Below are 20609 nucleotides of genomic sequence, written 5' to 3'. Positions count from 1 at the left end.
ATGGAACAAATTCCCGTCATCAGCCTGAATCTCAAGGGTATGGAGAAAAATCCGGGATTCAAACTTACCTTTTCCATGTTGTTGCAAGCCTATAGCGGTTTCATCTATGGCGATATCTTGATGGCTCTTTCAAACCAAGTTCGTCCCTATGAAGTGCATAAAGGCGAAGCCGATGCCTTGGTAAAGAAATGGAATGTATTCCTGAGCGAAAAATTTGCTCACAATAGTGGATATATCGGATGGGCGATGAAAAGGAACCTCAACAAGATTGCCTCGGAATTTGCCCAGATAGAAGTCAACAAGACACCAAAGATCAAAGTAGGTATCGTCGGAGAAATTTATATGAAATATTCTCCTTTGGGAAATAACAATCTCCAGCAATTCCTTGAAGATCAGGGATGTGAGGTAATGATTCCTTCCATGATGGGTTTCTTGTATTATGGTGCAGATAACGCCGTTACAGACCGGAAATACTATGGGGGACGCTTCTTTTCCTCTACATTCACCCAATTTGCCCTCAGACAATTCTACAAGGTTGAGGATATGTCCAACGAGGCTATCAGAAAGCAAAAATGCTTTACAGTCCCTTCTACCTACCGCAAGACCAAGAAATTGAATGAAGGAGTCCTGGATTACGGGGTGAAGATGGGAGAAGGCTGGCTATTGACTGCAGAAATGCTGGAACTTGCCGAAAGTGGATACAAGAACATTGTCTGCACCCAGCCTTTTGGTTGCTTACCAAACCATATTTCTGCCAAGGGAATGATTCGCGCCGTAACGGAAAGAGCTCCCGATGCCAATATCGTACCTATCGATTATGACCCTTCGGCTACTCATGTCAATCAAGAGAACCGGATCAAATTGATGCTTTCCATAGCCAAGGAAAGGCTGGCCAAAGAAACGGAATAATTGAGAGAGAACCACCAAGACAATATATCTTGGTGGTTCCTTTCAAAAACTAGGTCCATTATTCAAGACACAGGCATTACCTGTTCTTATATACGGTTGGTTATCCACGAAACGACATCGCCGATGGTTTCATCATGACAATATTCGTTGAATATTTCATGGAACAAATTACCATAAATTTTCATTTGTTTATCCTTTGACGCTGCCTGTTCGAAGAATTGATAGGTATCTTTTGGATCGACCAGCCCATCTTTCTCCCCGTGGAGCATCAAGACAGGATAGGTAAAAGTAGTTCTTGCTGTCTTGAACCATACGATGCCATCCTGGATGGCATAGCAAAGACCAACGGTAAAAGTCATTGTATTATCAGGATCCTTGCCATACCAGTCCACCACTTCCTTGACAGAACAAACACCCGCTCCAAGTTGGTTGGGAAGTTTGAAATGAGGATCCATTCCTCGTTCCACTGACGTAATAAGATGATTATTGTCTACGGTCAAGGCACCACTGGTTATGATCCCGGCCAGTCTTTCTCCTGGATATTTGGCTCCATAGAGAGCAACTGCAAAACCGCCCATGCTATGCCCCAATAAAAATACAGGGATATCAGGGTTTTCCTTGATTGCCATCTCAACAAAAACATGTACATCATCAAGCATTTCGTTGAAATTTGCATAATATGTACGTTCCCCTTCACTTCGACCATGACCTCTATGATCAAAACGGTACGTTCCGATACCTGCTTCATGAAAAGTCTTGCAAAGATAATCGTATCGTCCTTGATGTTCGCACAAACCATGCACGATTACACAGACTGCCTTGTCATTCTTGCTGGTCTCTTTATTGAGAAACAACTTTGTATTATCGAATGAAGATATCATAACTTCCATTTTCTGCCTCCGTTTTTCATACTGGAATGGGTGCAGTCCGTTGTCAAGTTTTTATTGCAAGATATGCATCCCAAAAAAAGGGTTTGCCAATAGGATATCCCTATAAACAAACCTTTTTTTATCCTTGCATCTTCATCAAATGCAATTCATTGATTCTTTAATAAACTTTATTCGATTGCCCTCATTGCAATTGCCATTTGTTCAAGGACTTGTTGTCCTGTTTTTTCGTCACTTGCCACTACTTCCCAACGCACCAAGGCATCTTCACTCTGACTCACACGCTGGAACACTTGGAACCAGGGAGAACGTAAGGTTGCCTCCTTGTCATAGGACTTTGGCAAATTGTAGCGAAGAAGCGTAGCATTGAGATCTTCCCCAAGCTGGTTGGTCGTAACCTTAATGGCTCCCATGGACAAAATACGATCCTCAACGGCCTTCTGGAGCGTAGTTCTCTTTCCTTCTTCCTTGATCATGACTGACCATTCCCGTTGTCTCCAAGTACTGTCCTGAAGTATTTTTGCCTCATCAAACCGACGGGGATCTTTTGCATAGGCCTTGAGGACTAGCAATGTGAAGAACAAGGTATTTTCACTGGCAAACAAAGGACTCATCCAATCTCCTACTGTCAGGGGAAATTGAAGATAATAATGGGCAGACTCTTCAACGGCTGCAAGAAAATGTTTATCTCGATTATTCAGCAAAGTATCCTTGATATAGGAATGGCCATTTTGGACCAGGGAAACTTTTTTCCCTTGGTGAATCTGGTTCAGTAACAAGGCAGGAGAAGCTTTTATATCAAAGAGGAACATCGGATCAAAAGCTTCTTCGGGTTTTTCGAAGTAATCGTGAAACATCTCTGTCAATTCATCCAAGACCAATCCCATGACAAAGCAAGGGGATAGCTGACTCCCACGATACAGAAGATCCATGCGGTCTCCATCGCCATCGTAGACAAAGCACATATCAACAGGATGCTCTTGCAGATATTGCCTGACCTCGGAAGTACTACCTTCACTGCCAGGGTTCGGATCGCCACAAGGAAACGCCCCGTTGGGGACAAGATGCAGATACGTTCCGTCTACACCACATTGGTTCAAACCCCTGCTTATAGCCTCACCATTGCTCCCATGGAGGAAGTCACAGACTACTGGCAACCCTTTCAGGCTTTTTGTAGTAACCTGAGCCAGTCTCATTGAGTAATCGATAAAAGAGTCGAGGGTGTTGATTGGTACTATTTTTCCACCAAGACGCGTATTGCACAACAATTCTTCATCATAGTATTTCTGTACGGTCTGCAAACCACCCTTGGGGCCACAATTTCTGGCAATGCTCTGGACCTGTGGCGCAACCAACTTCATTCCAAGATACGATCCTGGATTATGGCTGGCAGTTATCATTAGCCCGCCACTTTTTGATCTTTGCATACAGTTATAATAAAATTGGCAGCTTCCTATTGCATTCAACTGTACATATACAGTCATCCCAGAAGCTTGGAAAACTTCAAGTGCCTTCTGCATGATAGCTTCGGTACCCACTCTCGTATCCCGACAGACAACTATCGAATAAGTCTTTACATCATGAATCATGTAATATGCAATGGCATGACAGAGAGCACTAGTTGTTTCATCGTCGAAATTATCACGTTTACTTCTGATATCATAGGCCTTGAACAGGTTCTTTTTCATTTCTTTCCTTTGTGTGGTATTCCGCACTGCAGTGAATCTCAAATTCATAGAAAAAGGACAAGTCCCCCAAAGCGGAGCAAACCCATCCCCTTCTTTTCTATCTCCATATTGTCTTGTTATCTTATGCTTTAGCCAATTTTCCTTGGCAAAGGTTCAATGTGGTTTTTTTGTCAAAAAGATTGAACTTTCCTTTGGAAAATGAAATTCCTACTTTTTTCTCTACATCAAAATCCAAATCTCCAAAGATAACGGAATTCAGGAAACTCTCTCCAAAACCTAGCTGGACAATGGTTTCCATTCCAGAAGGAAGAGAAGACAGGATTACGCCTTCTGCCATTGCATCGGAATCGGCAATTTCCACATGTTCTGGTCGGATGCCCAACACTATTTCCTGTCCTTTTTCCAATTGTACCGCATCGTAAGGAATGAAGGCAAGCTTGACATCACCTGGTAATAGCAGGATCACAGGATTGATGCTTGCTACTGTTCCTCCAATAAGATTGATTGGGGGAGAACCTACGAAATCTGCGGTAAAAGTATTGGCAGGACGGCGATAGACCTCAAAGAGGAGGTGCATATTGTTGCATGTAGCCATTTTTCATGAGACAGACCTTGTTTGACAAGGTCATTGCTTCAAGCTGGTCATGGGTAACATAGACGAACGTGGAATCAGTTTCCCGATGCAAGCGCTTGAGTTCCGTGCGCATCTCCATCCTGAGTTTGGCATCAAGGTTGGATAAAGGTTCATCCATAAACAGGGCTTTAGGCCCGGTGGCCAAGGTGCGGGCAATCGCAACACGCTGTTGCTGGCCTCCTGATAATTTCAGAGGGATATCGATCCTTGAACTCACCTATCTTGAGCATATCCAAGAGTTCGTTTACCTTTTCTTGCACTTTATCCTTGGGCCATTTCAAATTCTCAAGTCCAAAGGCAATATTTTTGTATACGCTCATATGGGGCCAGAGCGCATAGTTCTGGAAAAGAAAACCCACATCACGTTTATCCGGCGAAATATCAATTCCGTCTTCGGAGGAGAACACGACCTGTTCATTGATCGTAATCACCCCTTCAGTCGGTGTCTCGAGACCTGCAATCATCCTCAGTGTAGTTGTTTTACCACAACCCGAGGGACCCAGAAGAGTTACGAAGGAACGATCCTCAATAATGAGGTTCAAATCATCTACGGCAACAAATTTTCCAAAACGTTTGGTAACGTGTTTCAATTCAATCCTTGGCATGAAAGACTCCTTTAATTGCTTCCAATTCCCTTATCGATGGAAGCCCCTGTCAGTTTATTGACCATGAGATTGAAACCTACGACAATGACCACGATCATGAGATTGATGGCATTGGCATACTGATTCCACCCCTTTTCGTTGTACTGGAACAACAAGGTCGTAAGAATTCTCGTTGAAGGAGAAACCAAGAGTATAAACAAGGACAATTCTCTCATACAAGAAATAAAGGGCAAGAGATATCCGCTTATAAAAGTGGTTTTCTGGATCGGGAATATTATTTTTGTCATTCGTTTGAACCAACCGATGCCAATAATGGTTCCCGCCTCTTCTATCTCCCCAGAAAGCTGAAGCATCGCGTTGATACCACTGCGAGAAGCAAAGGGAAGATATTTTATTGAACCTACTATGACCAGAAGCCCGAAGGATCCATACATGGCAGGGATGAAACCTCTTCTCACGGCGAACATGGAAAGATATATGGCTCCAAATGCCATGGAAGGCATGAGATAAGGGAAAAAGGTAAGGTTGTTCACCCAAGTTGCCAATAGTGATCCTCTCCTCTTTGCAATGGAATAGCCGGCGAGCATCCCCACGGTTCCTGCAATCAAGGAGACAATTACCGACAGTTTGAGACTATTGGTCAGCCCAAGCCAGATCGAGGGATTGCGAAGGATACCTGGTTCACTGTTTGCAATGTCCGCCCTACCGGGACCTATCCAGAATTCAGTGGTAAAGTTCGAGAAAGAATAATTTCCGGGTGCCATGATGAACGATTCAATGGCAAAGGATACAAGGGGAAGAATCGCAACCATAAGCAGGATTATGACCAGTACGATGGTAAGAGGTGTCCTGGCTTTCCGCAGATTGAACAGGGAAATATTGGAACTCTTTCCAGTGATAGTCGTATAAGCCTTCCGTTTTCCGGTAATCCATTGGTTCAGCATGAGAATTCCAACACCAATTACGATCATGACCAGGGCCATGATATACCCATAGCCTGGGTTTATACCGTTGAGAGTCCGGTACATCTGGGTTGTCAGAACCTGATATCTGACAGGACTTCCCAGAAAGGCAGGAACGGCAAAAGCGCTCATCGTGCTTGAAAAAACCAAAAGAATGGTGGAGAGCAATGCCGGTTTAACTATGGGAATAGTTATTTTCCGTGTTATTTGCCACCGGTTGGCATGAAGCAACATTGCTGCTTCCTCTAGATTGGCATCCATATTTCGCAAAATACCACCGATGAGAATGTAGGCAAAGGGGGCATAGTGGATACCTTGGACAATTACAATAGGAAATAGCCCATAGGCAAACCAGTTTGCAGTTTCAATGCCTGTAAGGACGGTAAATAGACCAGGGACACCCCCTACCCTGGAATTTCGGAAGAAGTTCAACCAAGCCATGGCAAGAGTCCAGGCCGGCATGATATAGGGGAATACAAAAACCGTTGAAATGAATGCCTTGCAACGAAGATTGGTCCTTGTCACTGCCCAGGCAAAAAAGCCACCGACTAAAATGGCCATCAAACAAGATAGGGAGGCAACAACCATTGTATTGAGAAACGGTTCATAAAAAATTTTCTGGCTGGTAATTCCACTGGCAAACATCTTTTTCCAGTGGAAAAGGGTAAACGTACCTGAAGCTTGCTTTATAATGCGGGCTTCCGAGGAATGTACGGTTAACGTATCCGTCACGATGGTAATCAGAGGGACAAGCGTGAGGTAACCCAAAACAATCAACAATACCAACAGAATGATATTGTGTGGTTTTTTTAAATAGGATTTAAGGTTGTTCAACCTGCTTTTGGTACTCATGGGGTATTTCCTTGGCAAAAACCTGCAGGGGATTCCTGCAGGCAATATTCAATTGGTTAAAATTAGTAAAGATACTGGTTGAGGAATTCCTCGACCTCTGCACGGTGTTCAAAGCAATAAGATCCATCTTCACCGACAAGCAAAGGTTTCCAAGTCTCGAACGGATAATCAATATCCTCTTGAATCGGATTGTTCGGATTTGCGCTATAGGTACCGCAGTCGGCTCCCCAAGGTGCAAAACCTTCAGCGGAAAACAAGTACTCGATAAATAGTTTGGCTGCGTTCGGGTGTTCAGCGGAGGCACACACCAGGGTGTACAGGCTATAATAGAAACCACTGAACGGCTCCATGGTCATACTTGCTTTCAAGGCAAGGTTCTTGCTGGTAGCATAGCGAGCCTTGGAATACACGAAGAGTCCGACAGGTGGATTGATCTTCTTTGCATTCTGGCCCTTGATACCTACGTTCTCTGCAATGGTGGTATCACTGGTACCGACTATCAGATCGTTTTCAAAAATTGCCTTTATCCATTCATATCCTGCATTGGGGGTAGTCAGGACAATATCCTTTCCATAATACGATTTGTAGGCCTTGGCAATCTTTGCAGCCCATTCATCAGAGGTACACATGGTAAGGAAATTTGCATTGACCCCTTCCTGGAACGGATTCTTGAAGTTAAGGGTACTTTTGAAAGCAGGATCTGCAAACTGCCAGATATTGGAATAAGGAACAGAAGAAAGACCTTCATCGTTATAAATAAAAACTTTATTAATTGCAAAAGCTTGCAAGGGATTTTGCATGGAAACAGGAATTACATCCTTGAGGGTCGGGGGAACATAGTTATAGAGATACCCTGGTCCCAGCAGTTCACCGACCAACCTTCCGGCATCCTGTGCCAGAACAAAGTCAGCACCGCTTACCTTGGCCTCTGCTTCCTTGGAGACCTTCTCAATCAGCTCAAAGTCCTTGAGATTCGAACTCTCAACTTCAATACCATATTTTTTGGTAAACCCCTCGGCTGCCTTGGCTATTCTGCTGCTGGTTGCATAGACAACAACTTTTCCTTCTGCCTGAGCCTTGGACACCAATTCTTCATGGGTCAATTCAGGCTCTACGACAGGGGATGCAACGGCAGTCGGTGCAACCTCTTTGGCTCCAGTTGCCATAACAGCTGTGATGGCAAATAAGGAAACCATCAGATACGCAAGCAATTTTTTCATACGCATACTCCTCTTTAATGATTTTTCTCACCCAGGTCAAAGTATATCATCCCTATCTTTGGTTTTGGTTTTTTATATTGCAAATGGATTTGAGCATGAATGCAACATTTTTTGCACATTCTCCCTACTTTGTCCAAGAAAGATTCACATTATTGCATAAAAAAACATGCTTCTTATCAAAAAGCATGTCCTATAGGGCAAATATGCGACAAGCCAATCAAATGGCAACGTGCATTTTTTCCTTGATATCAGTGAGATTGGCGTTTCCAATCTTGTTTGCTTTCTCGGTACCAGAGATTATCAAATCCCTTACTTCACTACGGTGTTCTTCATAGTAATGTCGTTTTTCCCGGATAGGATCAAGCAAGTCATTCAAGACACCGTTCAACAGCTTTTTACAGGCAACGCAACCAATTGCTGCATTTTTGCACATGTGTTCGATATTCGGGGCCTCTGCCTGATTGAATACACAATGGTATTTATAGACATTGCAAATTTCAGGATGCCCAGGAATCTTTACGGTAATTCTTGCAGGATCGGTAACAGCATTGCGTACCCTCTCCCATACTGCCTCGGGAGTGTCGGAAAGGTAGATGGCGTTACCCATGCTCTTGCCCATTTTTGCATTACCATCCAGACCGCTCAACCTTCCGATCTTGCTTAGCTTGACCTGCGGTTCCACTATGGAGGTACCATAGAGATCGTTGAATTTTCTGACAATCTTTCGTGATAGTTCAATATGCGGGATCTGGTCTTCCCCAACGGGGACAAGGTCTGCATTGCAGAACGTGATGTCAGCTGTCTGACTAACCGGATACCCCAGGAATCCATAGGTTAGATCTTCATAACCATAATTCTTGGCCTCGGTCTTGATAGTCGGGTTATGCCTTAGTTGATTGACTGTCACCAACATGGAATAAAAAATTGTCAATTCCGCTATGGAAGGTACCTGGGACTGTTGTACGATCGTCACTTTTTCAGGGTCCAATCCCACGGAAAGATTATCCATGGCAACATCATAGATACTGCTGTTAATCAAGGAAGGTTCTGCAAAATGCGTGGTAAGTGCCTGAACATCGGCAAGCAGTATGAATTCTTCATACGTGTCCTGTAGTTCTACCCGACTCATCAGAGATCCTACAAAGTGACCAAGATGCAGCTTCCCTGTCGTCCTGTCCCCGGTAAGAATTCTTTTTTTCACTTCCATTCCCTACTCCTTATGAGAATCACTGTTGCTATTCTTGGCAACTGGATTATCGGTACTGTAATATCCATTTCCCTTGAAAATAACGGCAGAAGGGGTAAATATTCGTTTCATGGTATGCTCGCAATTGCACGAAGGACATACAGCGGGTGCAGTATGCTCCGATACGCTCTGATGCAATTCTACATGTGCATGGCACATTTCACATTCATATTCATATATAGGCATAATTTATTCTCCTTCAAATGACAAAGCCAGTAATGCTCTGTTTTAACATATCCATCTGTTCCTCGGATAACTTCATACCCTTGATAGTAAAAAGATCATCCTGTATCAAGAACATCTTCATAAGGTCGGCTATTTTATAAGGAACCTTGTCCTTTTTTAACCTAGCAAGATAACCTGTTCGCACCATCTGCGACAAGGTTTGTGCAAGTTTCGCGGAATCCATGGTTATATAGGCATCCAAGGTATGGGAGTCTTCTTGCTTTCCTATCAATAACAAAATACTTTTCATTTGCTTGATAGCTGAAACAGGGAGACCAAGACCAAAATCAAAAAACGTCTCTGGCTCCAAGGCATATACTGCAATAGCGGTATTTACCATCATGGAAGCCGTTGTTGCATCTATGTAGGGAACTTCCTGTTTCATTGCATCATAGGCAGTTGCATAGGATCCATTGGAAAACAGGAAAGTATCATTCTTGGCAACGGAAAAACTGAGATCGCTGTCTTTTTGCTCAAACCAGGAAAGGCCATCGCTGTTTTCTTTTCTGGTAAGGGCTGACGAATACATCATGCCTGTGTTGATAAGAAATTTCGGGTAATCCCCCTGAACCACGCCATAGATCGAGAGATCCTTGGTCTGCAAGGGATATTCATCGCCATTGGGGGTAAGGGAAACAGAAATTCTATCTGCCCGTTTGGTAAACTCCTCCATACCTTTGAAAGCTGACACAACCAAGGCGTTTTCTGCCTTTGCATCAACAGTCATTACGATAGTATTGGGTTTTGCCATTCCCTGAAAATAATAATACGGCTTCGCCTTCCTGCCCAAGGAGGTGCAGGAAGTGAAAAGCAATATCGTTATACTGGCGACAAGGATACCTTTAATTCCTTTCATTTCAGGCCTTTTTTACTGCAAGCCGAACTGAATGATCCCCACAATCAAGACCTTCCCCCTCAAGGGAGACCTTTTCAAGTGAGTTGGCCAAGGTTTCGCTGGCAATGGTCGTTCCAAAGTCAGTAAATACTTTTTCGATGACTTCATCACCATCATAGGATAATTCAATTCTATCAGAGACATCAAACCCACTTTCCTTGCGCAGGTTCTGTACACTCCTGACTATGTCACGGGCAATTCCTTCTTCAAGCAATTCCTCTGTGACTTTGGTATCAAAACCAACAGTCAAGGATCCATCATTGAGGACTTTCACGCCCTCCATTTCAGTTCGCTGGACAAGGATATGCTCTAAGGTAAGTTCAATTTTCCCTGCACTGTATGCTATCTTGAGACTTTTTCCATCCAGAATCTGAGCAATGGAACTTCCCGACAATTTTTCAATCTGGGAAGCAACTTCTTTCATATTCTTGCCCAAGGCAGCACCAAGAACCTTGAAATTGGCTTTTGCACTGTAACGTACCAAATCGGATTCATCACTCTGAAGATGCACTTTCTTTACATTCAGTTCCTCGGCAATGATGTCTTCCATGGAAAGGAGAATCTCGCGTTCTTCCTGTTCACGGTCAACAAGATACAAAGTCTGCAACGGCTGACGTATCTTCAGGTTGTTGGTGGCTCGAACGGCACGGCCCATGGCAATTGCCTTTTGGGTCAGGGCCATCTGGGTTTCCAGGACAAAATCACGTTGCGCGTTCTCATAGGTAGGATAGGAACAAAGATGTATGCTCTGCTCCATATCATCTGATTTGAGATTCTGGTAGATTTCCTCAGTAGTAAAGGGAATCAAGGGAGCAGCTACTTTGATGAAGGTCATCAGTACCCTGTACAACGTATCATAAGCTTCCTTCTTGTCCCCATCATTCTCACTACGCCAAAACCTTCGACGACTGCGACGAATGTACCAGTTATTCAGGTCATCCAGGAAAGGAACGAACAAGGAACTTGCTTTTTGGATATCATACGCATCAAAAGCATTGGTCACATCCTGAATAAAACGCTCACTACTGCTGATAATCCATTTATCCATCGGATTGGAAAGCTTTTCATAAGGCGTTTCGCTCGGTTCATACCCATCGATATTCGCATAGGTTACAAAGAACGAATAGGCATTCCACAAAGGAATGATCAAAGTCTTGAGAACATCCTTGACACCATCTTCACTGAATTTCAAATCCTCTGCCCGGACAACAGCACTGTTCATGAGAGCAAATCGAAGACTATCGGCACCATATTGGTTGATAAGCTCCATGGGGTCAGTGTAATTGTGTGCACTCTTGCTCATTTTCTTGCCTTCTGCGGTAAGAACGATCCCATTGGTTATACAGTGCGTGAAGGCAGGTTTATCCCAGAGACCGGCAGCAATGACTGTCAAGGTATAGAACCAACCACGGGTCTGGTCCAATCCTTCACAGATAAAGTCTGCCGGGAAATGTTCTTCGAAGAATTCCTTGTTTTCAAACGGGTAATGGAGCTGGGCATAGGGCATCGATCCTGATTCAAACCAACAATCAAGCACATCCTTGATGCGCCTCATCGTACCTTTGCCATCAGGACTGGGCCACGTCAATTCATCTACGAAATGCTTATGTAAATCTGGCACTGACTGGCCACATTTTGTTTCCAATTCTTCTCGGCTTCCGATGACCTCGATATAGTCGCTGCCATCACATTTCCAAATTGGAATCGGATTTCCCCAGAAACGGTTACGGCTGATAGCCCATTCATGGGCATTCTCGAGCCATTTGCCAAAGCGACCTTCCTTGAGATGTTCAGGCATCCAGGTAATCTGTTCATTGGCGTTGAGCATCGATTGCTTGATCTTCTGGACATCGACAAACCAACAACTCATTGCGCGATAGATCAAAGGCTTGTGTGTCCTGTAACAGAACGGATAGGAGTGCAGATAATTCTCTCGTTTGACCAAGACTCCATGATCCTTGAGCCAAGCAATGATATCCTTGTCTGTATCCTTGACAAAACGACCCTTGAAATCCGGCACTTCATCAGTAAAACGACATTCATCATCAATCGGACACACCACAGGGATTCCGGTTCCCTTAAGCACCTGATAGTCATCAACACCAAAACCACTGGCGGTATGGACAATACCACAACCATCCTCGGTGGTTACATAATCTCCGGTTACGCAGACAAAGGCACCTTGTTCCCTAAGGTTTGCAAAGTAGGGAAACAACGGTTTATACCGCATTCCCTTGTAATAACTACCCTTCTGCTCGTCAACTATCTCGTACTGATTCTCATCCTTGTAATAATGGGAGATCCGTGACTTTCCGAGTATATAATAACAGTTGTCTGTCTTATCAAGAACCTTTACATAGTCAATATCGGGACCAAAGGCAAGCGCAAGGTTGGAAGGCAATGTCCAAGGCGTAGTAGTCCAGGCGAGAAAATAGGTGTCCTTTTCCCCTTCTACGGCAAACCTTACAGTTACCGACTGGTCAACTACATCCTGATACCCCCCGAGATTGACTTCGAAGTTTGACAAGGGACAGCCCAAGGCAGGACTATAAGGCAGAATGTTATATCCCTCATAAATAAGACCTTTATCAAAAAGGGTCTTGAATACCCACCAAATGGATTCCATGTAATCAGTATCCATAGTGCGGTAACCATGTTCAAAATCAACCCAGCGTCCCATTCTGTTGATGGTGCTCTTCCATTCGGAGGTGTACCGAAGCACAATGGAACGGCACTGCTCATTGAAGTTTGCAACGCCATATTCCATGATGGCAGAGGGTCCACTGATCCCAAGGGTTTTTTCCATCTCATATTCAACGGGGAGTCCGTGACAATCCCAACCAAAACGACGATTGACCCTCTTGCCCTTCATCGTCTGATAACGAGGAATGGCATCCTTGATCGTACCAGGAACCAGATGCCCGAAATGAGGCAAACCTGTTGCAAACGGAGGCCCATCATAAAAGACATACTCATTATCGGCGGGTCTTGATTCTATTGACTTGGTAAAAATATCTTCTTCCTGCCAGAAAGATAAAATCTTTTCTTCCATCTCAGGAAAATCAACTTTGGTGGTTACTGTACGAAACATACACACTCCTTGAAATGGGAAACCTTCACCGACTTCCGCATTGCTGTTATTCTATTCATAAAAACGCTGAATGGCAACCTTTACCACCGTTTTTTCCGTTGACCTTTCTCGTTTGTCACGTTAGTGTGGCAGTATGCAGAGTTTCCCCGTTTCCAGTTCCATCAAGCGATTCTCATCCCGTTTCAAGGATGCAGGTTTCTCTCTCTTTATAGTGGGAGGTGCTATTCGTGACCATCTGCTCGGCTTGCAGAATGACGACTATGATTTCACTACTGATGCTGACCCCCAGGAAGTGATTTCCCTTTTTCCCCATGTCATTCCCACAGGCATTGACCATGGGACTGTTACGGTCATCTTCGAGAATCAAATGTTCGAGGTAACTACCTTTCGCACTGACGGGGATTACGTTGATGGCCGGCATCCTTCATCGGTAACCTTTATCAGGAATCTTGAGGAAGATCTGAAACGAAGGGATTTTACCATCAATGCCTTTGCAGTGGATTGCAGCAATGGAAATATCATAGATAAACACGAAGGAACGAAAGACCTGAAAAACAAGATGATCAGGGCCATCGGGGATCCTCATCTTCGTTTCTCCGAGGATGCACTCAGAATCCTGAGAGGGTGCAGGCTTGCTTCAAAACTCAATTTTTCCATTGAACGGCAGACATTGGTGGCAATGGGCGAATTGAAGGATAATCTCACCTTTGTCAGCAAAGAACGGATTCGCGAGGAGTTCTTCAAGATGATTGGTTCTGGACAACCTAGCATCGGACTATCCTATATGAGGGAAACCAGAATTCTTGAAGTGCTTTTTCCCGTTCTGGCACAAGGAAATGGAATTGAACAAAAAGGAATGCACCATGAGGACATTCTTTCCCATAACATTTCTGCATGCCAAGCAGCCGCGGATATGGGCTTTACTCTGGAAGTACGGCTGGCAGCCTTATTCCATGATATTGGAAAAAGCCTGACCATTGTTGAAAAAGACGGGGGTTATACCTTCTATCAACATGAACTTGTCGGGGAACGCGAGACAAAAAAAATATTGTCATCTCTCAAGGCAAGCAACGAACAAATCAAGACCGTCTCTCATTTAGTCAGGGAGCATATGTTCAATTACCAGGAAACCTGGACTGATAGCGCCGTACGACGCTTCATCAACCGAGTTGGTCTTTCCTATCTTCCCCTGCTCTTCCAGCTCAGGTTTGCCGATCAGAAGGCAATCAATGGTTCAGTTGATATACGGATGGTCTCTGAACTGGACGGAAGAATCCAAGGGATTCTGTCAGAACATGATGCCTTGACTGTCAAGGATCTGGCAATCAATGGAAATGATTTGATACTTCTGGGGATTCCCAAGGGACCAAGCATCGGCAAGATTCTCAATTTGCTCTTGGAAACGGTCCTGGATGACCCAAAACAAAATACCAAGGAACAATTGAGCGATATTGCCAAATGCTATCAGTCTGAATTCGTATCGAAGATACTTTCATAGGCAAGCTTGGCAGCATTCTGCTCCGCTTCTTTTTTATTACGCCCTTGAGCCGGCCCAAAGGAAAGTTCATTTAAATGAACCTCTACATGAAACGTGAAATCATGTTCTGGACCAGTCTTCTTCACCAAAGTGTAGGTCGGACATTTGCGCCAACGCTTCTGCATGTATTCCTGAAGGCTTGTCTTATAATCCCTATGATAATCATACTTGAGCACTGCCTGGATCTGAGGTTCCAGATTGTCCATGACAAAAGTCTTGGCAACCTCAAAACCACTATCCAGATAACAGGCAGCAAAGAGAGCTTCAAGACAATCTGCAAGCAATGCCTTTTTTTCTCTGCCCCCGCTATTTTCCTCGCCCTTTCCAATGAGAAGATACTGGTCGACATGAAGTTTCCGTGCCACTAAAGCCAGACTATCCTCACTCACCACCACGCTCTTGATTTTTGAGAAATCACCCTCATGTTTTGCAGGAAGATTTCTGAAAAGCCAATCAGCTACGATTACCCCAAGGACACTGTCACCCAAGAATTCAAGCCGTTCGTTGTTATCGACCAATTCCAGGGTTTCATTTGCAAAAGACCGATGCGTGAATGCAAGATTCAACAATTGCAGGTCTTTACAAACTATACCGCTGTTTTTTACAAAAACAAAAAGCTCCCGTTCTCTTGATTCAGAGATCTCGGGAGCTTTCCCAAAAGATTTATCATCCATTGAAGATGAACCTTAGAGCTGGGTGGAGAGAAAATCTACTGCGTCTTTAACGGTCTCGAATTCATTAGCCTTTTCATCAGGAATGGAAACACCCAATTCCTCTTCAATGGCATACACTAATTCATACGTATCAAGACTATCAGCTCCCAGATCCTTGCGGAATGAAGCTTCCATTGAAATCTTTGCTGGATCAATTTCGAGCTTCTCTGCAATAAGAGCCTTTACTTTCTCATAAACTACCTTACTATCCATTTCTTTCTCCTGAACTGCGTCTATTTATCTTGTAAATCAATAACCTGTACACCACGATAAAAGCCGCATTTTGGGCATACGCGATGAGGCAGGACCATATTACCACAGGTACTACAACGGGAAAGAGTCGGAGCTACAAGGCGCATGTTAGCGGCTTTACGAGAAGCCGCGCTGGCCTTTGAAGTCTTATATTTGGGTGTTGCCATTTGAATTTCCTCTTACACTACGCAAAATTTTGACACTTAAGCAAGAATAACGGAAAACCCTTATTGCGTCAACAACTTGACACGATTTCCCATCATTTGTACGACTAACGGTGGAACCATCGGAGAAATGTCAGCCCCATAGGCTGCCATTTCCTTTATGGCACTGGACCGTAGCTGAAAGTATTTCGGGCTTGTCGGCATAAACAATACTTCCAGACTTGCATTGAGTTGCTTGTTTGTCATTGCCAACTCAAATTCATACCCAAAATCGACCAAGGCCCTGACACCTCGAATCATCACTCCAACCCCATTGTCACGAGCAAACTCAACAACAAGACCGCGATAACTAACTACCTCAATGTTTCTATGTTTTTCCAAGATCTTCTTGAGCATGTCCTTCCGCTCATCGGCACTAAACAGACATTTTTTCTGAACGTTGTCAGCAACCACTACAAAAAGTTTGTTGTAGAGAACTGCGCTGCGTTCAATAATGTCGATATGTCCATTGGTCGGAGGATCAAAAGATCCAGGTAACATTGCAACATTGTATGAAGGTTTCATTTCTTAGAGGCCTCGACATATTTCTTCATTGCATCAAACGCCTCTTGGTTTTCCCATACGATACGTTTGACAAAAGTAAATCCGCCATCATCCTTGGGTTCAACAACTGCAAAAGTACCCCTTCCGATATAACTGACTTTTTGCTTCTCCGTAAGGGACTCTGTTTCCGAAAGTTTGTTCAGGACACAATCGAAATGGCAATGACCCCCTCCCTCAGAAGTGAAACTTTCCGCAATATTTTCTATTACTTTATTGCAAAGAGGACAGATCTCCAGTGGTTCATCAATTTTCTTTACGGGAAGTTGCGGTAGGTTGCTATGAAAAGCCCGTTTTGTCTGTTCAGGAAGCAAGGATTCCTTGGAGACATTTGCGTTACTGGTTGCAAGGACCGCAGGCCCCTTGGCTTTGGAACCTTTTTTCCCATTCCGGCGCCCCCTGTCACGCTTGCGGTTTCCCGAAGCCTTTCCTGGTTTACTAGAGTCAAGCTTGATGTTATCGGATTCCATGTTTACCTCTATGACTAAAATACCTTGTTTTATCAACTTGGACAAGATATTGAAGAAAGTGGATTACAGCAAAAAGGACGGCACCATATAGATGTCGTCCCTTTCTGGCTATTGGCGAAAGAACTAGGCGTTCTTCTTTTGGATGAGTTCCTTGACTTTTGCCTTTTTGCCCACTTTGTCGCGCACATAGTAAAGCTTTGCGCGTCTGACACGGCCCTTTCGGACCACTTCGATCTTCTCGATACGAGGTGAGTGCAAGGGGAAAATTCTCTCTACGCCAACGCCGTAGGAAATCTTCCTTACAGTGAAAGTACGACGGACACCACCATTGTTCTTCGCGATGGCAAGACCCTCAAATACCTGTACACGTTCGTTTGCACCCTCGATAATCTTGAAAAACACCTTTATGGTGTCACCAACACAGAAATTCTCTGCATTTTCCTTAATCTGTTCCGACTCAATAGCCTTAATTACATCCATCGTCTACGGTCCCCTTCGCACTATGTTCTTTCAATTCATTCAAAATCTTTCTGGAGTTCACATCCAAGGATGCCGTCTCCAACAGGTCCGGCCGACAAGACAAAGTCTTTTCCAGCCTTTTCTGTAGTCGCCATTGGCCAATTTTGGCATGATGCCCGCTCAATAATACATCAGGCACCTTTTTTGAGCAATAGGTCTCAGGCCTAGTATATTGCGGATATTCGAGCAAACCATCGCTGAAGCTTTCTTCCTCAAGTGATTCATCGCTGATGACACCACCGATCAAACGGTAAACGGCATCTATGATAACCAAGGAAGCAACCTCACCGCTGCTGATCACATAATCCCCAATACAAATCTCGTCATCAACATACAGGTCTATTACCCGTTGGTCAATACCCTCGTAGTGGCCACAAATAAAGACCAATTCCTCTTCTTTGCTCAGGTCCTCGGCATATTGCTGTGTAAACTTTCGTCCTGAAGGAGATGGGAAAAGTACCCGTTTCTCCTTTGCTCCGATTGAATCCAAGGCAGCACAAAGTGGTTCGCATTTTATTACCATGCCTGCCCCACCCCCGAAGGGAGCATCATCACACGTGTGATGACGATCCGTAGCAAAAGAACGAAAGTCTATGACATCAAAACTGATGGTTCCACTTTCGACAGCCCTTTTCATGATTGAATTGTTGAAGAACCCTTCCACGATTCCCGGGAATAAGGTAACTATATGGATTTTCAATCGAGAATCCATGGAGTCTTCAATTCAATAGTCTGTTTGGAACTGTCTACAGCCCCCAAGAATTGCTCAAGGTAAGGAACCATGCAATTCTTCTTATCCGGCATGGAAACTTCAAGGAGAACAGCCTGGGCACCATCAAAAGCATTCACTACCGTACCACAAACCTCACCTTCATGCACCAAGGTGAAACCGATGAGGTCCGAAACATAGTGCTGGCCTTTTTTCAGTGGTGCGGCCTTACTTCTCTCAACCATCAGTAAACAACCAGCCAAGGCCCTGGCATCTTCAGGATTATCATATCCTGAAAATTTCATCAGGGCTTGGGAAGCCTGCATCCTGAATTTTTCAACAGTCACAATTCGCTCGGTTCCATCCTTGTAACGAAGTACCACTTCCTTGAGTGTCCCAAGGTAGCTGCAATCATCATTATAAGAATAAATCTTTACCTCACCGTGAATCCCGAAGGGATTTTGTACGATTGCGGTACAGAGCATCTTTTCCATGATCAATCCAAGATTTCAAGCACGGCACGTTTTCCGCTTTTCGTAGCGGAAGCACTCAGGATAGTCCTGATTGCCTTTGCAATACGGCCTTGCTTGCCAATTACCTTACCGACATCATCACTGGCGACCCTAAGTTCAAGGATTGTGGATTTTTCACCCTCAACCACATTGACACTTACCTCGTCAGGAATATCTACAAGGGATTTTACAATGTATTCAACAAGATCTTTTTCCACAACTATCTCCTGGGAACTTATTCCTGGACAGTTCTGGTTACAGTTACACCATTGCTGTTGAGCAAGTGCTTAACCGTATCGCTGGGCTGAGCTCCCTTGGCTATCCATTCCTTGATCTTCTCAACATTAAGAACCACCTGCTTGTCTTTTGTGGCAATCGGGTGATACTGGCCAACCTCGTCAATCGTACGACTGTTGGTTGCTGATCTGGAATCCATAACGACAATCCTGTAATCTGGTCTCTTCTTGGATCCAAACCGCTTTAATCTCATGCTTGTGCTCACGTCAATTCCTCCTACTCGAATTCAACTCTACTACATACCCATCTGTTTAAGCATTGCAGCCTGGTATTTTTTATTTTTTGCAAACTTCTTCATTGTAAGTCGCATCTTCTCAAATTTTTTAAGCATCTTGTTCACATCGGATACGGTAGTCCCGCTTCCCGCGGCAACTCTTTTTCTCCGAGTGGCCCCCATTATACGGTAATTTACTCGTTCCGCATAGGTCATGGAGCATATGATTGCTTTTTCACGTTTAATTTCTTTTTTGTCAATGTCATCTTCACTGATCTGACCCTTTGCACCTGGAATCATATCAAGAATCTGCTCGACAGAACCCATTTTATCCATACGATTCAACTGGTCAAGATAATCCTGCAGGTCAAAGGTGTTTTTTGCCATCTTTTCCTGCATTTTCAGTGCTTCTTGCTCGTCAATGGTCTCCTGTGCCTTCTCTACAAGGGAAACCACGTCACCCATGCCCAGGATCCTACTGGCGATACGTTCTGGATAGAACGGCTCAAGATCCTCGGTTTTTTCACCGGTACCGATGAATTTGATAGGTTTGCCAACAACAGAACGCAAGGACAGTGCAGCACCACCACGGGTATCGCTATCGAATTTGGAAAGGACAACTCCGGATATTCCGACTTTTTCCTCAAATTCCTGCGCTATGGTAACAGCATTCTGGCCTGTCATGGAGTCAGCAACAAAGAGGGTTTCGTCCGGTTTGATAGCCTGACTGATCCTCTTGATTTCATCCATGAGGGTTTCGTCAAGGTGCATACGGCCACTGGTATCAACAATCAGTATATCTCTCTGGTCTTTCTTGGCGAGCGCCAGGGCAGCCTTGGAAACCTTTACAGGGTCTTTTTCCCCGTCGATACTGAAGACAGGAACACCAATGGCATTCCCAAGGACCTTGAGTTGCAATATTGCGGCAGGACGGACCAAGTCCGCTGCAACAAGCATCGGCCTTCTTCCTTCCTTCTTCAACCTTGCGGCAAGCTTGGAGGCAGTCGTGGTTTTACCAGAGCCTTGCAGGCCCATCATCAAAATGACAGTGGTAGTATCAGGACCCTTCAGTTCAAGCTTCTGGTGTTCAGCATCCCCAAGCAGTGATACCATCCGATCATAGACAATCTTTATGAATTGTTGACCGGGGTCGACAGCTTTGAGGACCTTTTCACCCATGGCTTCTTCCATGGTCCCATTGATAAAACGACGAACCACCCGAAGGTTTACGTCGGCATCAAGCAGGGCGACCTTGATTTCCTCAACGGCGTCCTGGATGTTTTTCTCTGTGATTTTTGACTTACCGGCCAGCGTTCGCATGATACCGGAAAATTTATCGCTTATTGAATCAAACATTACCTTTCTCTATATACACTATCATTCAAGTTACATCTTATACCGCAAGCAA

Annotated in this window: 21 protein-coding genes and 1 pseudogene; 2 read left to right on the top strand and 20 right to left on the bottom strand. The window is 44.3% G+C overall.

Annotation, left to right across the window (positions count from 1 at the left end):
- Positions 1-909, top strand: coding sequence for a 2-hydroxyglutaryl-CoA dehydratase (locus tag ACHZBG_RS17905; RefSeq protein WP_320130828.1), 909 nt, complete (start codon positions 1-3; stop codon positions 907-909).
- Positions 910-995: 86 nt separating this feature from the next.
- On the opposite strand, the gene ACHZBG_RS17900 is transcribed toward ACHZBG_RS17905, so the two are convergent.
- The 9 genes and pseudogenes from ACHZBG_RS17900 to ileS form a co-directional block, all read right to left on the bottom strand.
- Positions 996-1799: an alpha/beta hydrolase gene (locus ACHZBG_RS17900; protein WP_320130827.1), complete on the bottom strand. Its 804-nt coding sequence runs from the start codon at positions 1797-1799 to the stop codon at positions 996-998.
- Positions 1800-1966: 167 nt separating this feature from the next.
- Positions 1967-3484, bottom strand: coding sequence for a hypothetical protein (locus ACHZBG_RS17895; RefSeq protein ID WP_320130826.1), 1518 nt, complete (start codon positions 3482-3484; stop codon positions 1967-1969).
- A 121-nt stretch (positions 3485-3605) separates the two neighbouring features.
- Positions 3606-4723: pseudogene (locus ACHZBG_RS17890) on the bottom strand (ABC transporter ATP-binding protein).
- An 11-nt stretch (positions 4724-4734) separates the two neighbouring features.
- A complete protein-coding gene (locus ACHZBG_RS17885) occupies positions 4735-6537 on the bottom strand; it encodes an iron ABC transporter permease (RefSeq protein ID WP_320130825.1) in 1803 nt (600 codons plus the stop codon).
- Positions 6538-6599: 62 nt separating this feature from the next.
- The gene (locus ACHZBG_RS17880) at positions 6600-7757 is read right to left on the bottom strand and encodes an extracellular solute-binding protein (RefSeq protein ID WP_320130824.1); all 1158 of its coding nucleotides are present in this window, start codon (positions 7755-7757) and stop codon (positions 6600-6602) included.
- Positions 7758-7974: 217 nt separating this feature from the next.
- Positions 7975-8964, bottom strand: a complete 990-nt coding sequence (gene trpS / locus ACHZBG_RS17875; RefSeq protein WP_320130823.1) for a tryptophan--tRNA ligase — start codon at positions 8962-8964, stop codon at positions 7975-7977.
- A 3-nt stretch (positions 8965-8967) separates the two neighbouring features.
- Positions 8968-9189, bottom strand: a complete 222-nt coding sequence (locus tag ACHZBG_RS17870) for a zinc ribbon domain-containing protein (protein WP_320130822.1) — start codon at positions 9187-9189, stop codon at positions 8968-8970.
- A gap of 13 nt (positions 9190-9202) precedes the next feature.
- Positions 9203-10084: a hypothetical protein gene (locus tag ACHZBG_RS17865; RefSeq protein ID WP_320130821.1), complete on the bottom strand. Its 882-nt coding sequence runs from the start codon at positions 10082-10084 to the stop codon at positions 9203-9205.
- A 1-nt stretch (position 10085) separates the two neighbouring features.
- Complete coding sequence (gene ileS / locus ACHZBG_RS17860) at positions 10086-13214, bottom strand: isoleucine--tRNA ligase (protein ID WP_320130820.1); 3129 nt, start codon at positions 13212-13214, stop codon at positions 10086-10088.
- Positions 13215-13347: 133 nt separating this feature from the next.
- On the opposite strand from ileS, the gene ACHZBG_RS17855 reads away from it, so the two are divergent.
- The gene (locus tag ACHZBG_RS17855) at positions 13348-14712 is read left to right on the top strand and encodes a CCA tRNA nucleotidyltransferase (RefSeq protein ID WP_320130819.1); all 1365 of its coding nucleotides are present in this window, start codon (positions 13348-13350) and stop codon (positions 14710-14712) included.
- Here the strand turns inward: ACHZBG_RS17855 and rnc are convergent.
- From rnc to ffh, 11 genes are all read right to left on the bottom strand, one after another.
- Positions 14679-15425 carry a ribonuclease III gene (gene rnc, locus ACHZBG_RS17850; protein ID WP_320130818.1) on the bottom strand — a complete coding sequence of 249 codons (747 nt, stop codon included), beginning with the start codon at positions 15423-15425 and terminating at the stop codon, positions 14679-14681. The genes ACHZBG_RS17855 and rnc overlap by 34 nt on opposite strands.
- Before the next feature lie 12 nt (positions 15426-15437).
- Positions 15438-15677 (bottom strand): acyl carrier protein, encoded by a 240-nt coding sequence (gene acpP / locus ACHZBG_RS17845; protein ID WP_320130817.1) that lies wholly within the window; start codon positions 15675-15677, stop codon positions 15438-15440.
- A 20-nt stretch (positions 15678-15697) separates the two neighbouring features.
- Positions 15698-15883 (bottom strand): 50S ribosomal protein L32, encoded by a 186-nt coding sequence (gene rpmF, locus ACHZBG_RS17840; RefSeq protein WP_014269196.1) that lies wholly within the window; start codon positions 15881-15883, stop codon positions 15698-15700.
- A gap of 60 nt (positions 15884-15943) precedes the next feature.
- Positions 15944-16444, bottom strand: coding sequence for a pantetheine-phosphate adenylyltransferase (coaD, locus tag ACHZBG_RS17835; protein WP_320130816.1), 501 nt, complete (start codon positions 16442-16444; stop codon positions 15944-15946).
- Complete coding sequence (locus ACHZBG_RS17830; RefSeq protein ID WP_320130815.1) at positions 16441-16950, bottom strand: hypothetical protein; 510 nt, start codon at positions 16948-16950, stop codon at positions 16441-16443. Before ACHZBG_RS17830 ends, coaD begins: the two co-directional genes overlap by 4 nt.
- Before the next feature lie 123 nt (positions 16951-17073).
- Positions 17074-17430 carry a 50S ribosomal protein L19 gene (gene rplS / locus ACHZBG_RS17825; protein ID WP_320130814.1) on the bottom strand — a complete coding sequence of 119 codons (357 nt, stop codon included), beginning with the start codon at positions 17428-17430 and terminating at the stop codon, positions 17074-17076.
- Positions 17417-18169, bottom strand: coding sequence for a tRNA (guanosine(37)-N1)-methyltransferase TrmD (gene trmD, locus ACHZBG_RS17820; protein ID WP_320130914.1), 753 nt, complete (start codon positions 18167-18169; stop codon positions 17417-17419). The genes rplS and trmD overlap by 14 nt, the downstream gene beginning before the upstream one ends.
- Entirely contained in the window at positions 18166-18672 is a 507-nt protein-coding gene (gene rimM / locus ACHZBG_RS17815; protein WP_320130813.1) for a ribosome maturation factor RimM, read from the bottom strand. The genes trmD and rimM overlap by 4 nt, the downstream gene beginning before the upstream one ends.
- Before the next feature lie 2 nt (positions 18673-18674).
- Positions 18675-18908 carry a KH domain-containing protein gene (locus tag ACHZBG_RS17810; RefSeq protein WP_320130812.1) on the bottom strand — a complete coding sequence of 78 codons (234 nt, stop codon included), beginning with the start codon at positions 18906-18908 and terminating at the stop codon, positions 18675-18677.
- Positions 18909-18925: 17 nt separating this feature from the next.
- The gene (gene rpsP / locus ACHZBG_RS17805; RefSeq protein WP_320130913.1) at positions 18926-19180 is read right to left on the bottom strand and encodes a 30S ribosomal protein S16; all 255 of its coding nucleotides are present in this window, start codon (positions 19178-19180) and stop codon (positions 18926-18928) included.
- A 42-nt stretch (positions 19181-19222) separates the two neighbouring features.
- Positions 19223-20557, bottom strand: coding sequence for a signal recognition particle protein (gene ffh, locus ACHZBG_RS17800; RefSeq protein ID WP_320130811.1), 1335 nt, complete (start codon positions 20555-20557; stop codon positions 19223-19225).
- Positions 20558-20609: the final 52 nt, after the last annotated feature.

Source organism: uncultured Sphaerochaeta sp., from assembly GCF_963676625.2.
GTDB lineage: Bacteria > Spirochaetota > Spirochaetia > Sphaerochaetales > Sphaerochaetaceae > Sphaerochaeta.
Note: the sequence above shows the minus strand (reverse complement) of the source record. Positions and strands in the feature narration are given on the sequence as shown.